Source organism: Photobacterium sp. WH77 (assembly GCF_022014395.1).
In the GTDB taxonomy this organism is placed as follows: domain Bacteria; phylum Pseudomonadota; class Gammaproteobacteria; order Enterobacterales; family Vibrionaceae; genus Photobacterium; species Photobacterium arenosum.
Map to the genome: position 1 here is coordinate 1 of NZ_JAKLTE010000055.1, position 1,018 is coordinate 1,018.

The 1,018-nt window shown below is 45.1% G+C and carries 1 protein-coding gene; it reads left to right on the forward strand.

Annotated elements, in window-relative coordinates:
- Positions 1-68 precede the first annotated feature (68 nt).
- Positions 69-1,013 (forward strand): IS1595 family transposase, encoded by a 945-nt coding sequence (locus tag L6J37_RS21205; protein ID WP_237796520.1) that lies wholly within the window; start codon positions 69-71, stop codon positions 1,011-1,013.
- Positions 1,014-1,018 lie beyond the last annotated feature (5 nt).

Below are 1,018 nucleotides of genomic sequence, written 5' to 3' on the forward strand. Positions count from 1 at the left end.
CTTGATTACCCCTAATACTCAGCCCCTTAAACTACACTTAATGTAAGTGAGTTCATGAGGGTAAAGTCATGGCTAAGAATCAAGTTCAATTTCAAAAAGGTATTTCTATTCATCAGTTTATGAAAATCTACGGGACTGAGGAGCAATGCCAAAAGCGGTTGTTCGAGATGCGTTGGTCGACGGGTTACCGTTGCCCCAACTGCAGCCATGATAAGTATTGTCAGTTGCAATCTCGCGCTTTATTTCAGTGTAATCGGTGCCATCATCAAGCTTCACTGATATCAGGGACGCTATTTGCTCACTCCAAACTGTCTTTAACGGTTTGGTTTCTGGCCATTTACCTGATAACACAAGAAAAGAATGGTATTTCTGCCCTTGAGTTGTCCAGGCAACTCGGCGTCTCATACAACACGGCATGGCGAGTAAAGCAGAAACTCATGCAGGCCATGAAAGAGCGTGATGATGAAACACCGTTAGAGGGTTACGTCCAAATTGACGATGCCTACTGGGGCGGTGTGAAGCGTGGTATCCGTGGCCGTGGTGCTAAAGGGAAGCGTCCGTTTGTTGCTGCTGTATCCATGAACGAAGAGGGACACCCAATCCGCATGCGCTTTACTGCGGTTGATGGGTTTAAAAAAGCAGAGCTGACGCGTTGGGCCAAAGCGCACTTACGGCCAAAGTCACTGGTTATTTCAGATGGGCTGGCTTGTTTTCGTGGTATTGAAGATGCAAAAAGCTTTCACTATGCGATTGTCACTGGTGGTGGAGCAGACTGCGTGGAGTTACCCTATTTTAAGTGGGTTAACACAATGATTAGCAATGTAAAAAACGCAATGCATGGTACTTATCATGCTATCAACAACAAGCATTTACCGCGTTATCTTGCTGAGTTCTGTTTTAAATTTAATCGACGTTTTGATTTAGAAAAGATGCTCGAACAGCTGATTTATTCAAGCATTCAAACAGCACCGATGCCCCAGCGTCTGCTTAGGCTAGCTGAGGTTCGATGGTAATCAAG

What these genes read in the sequence shown, in the direction of transcription:
- L6J37_RS21205 (WP_237796520.1), top strand. Translation starts at nt 69, where the DNA reads ATGGCTAAGAATCAAGTTCAATTTCAAAAAGGTATTTCTATTCATCAG.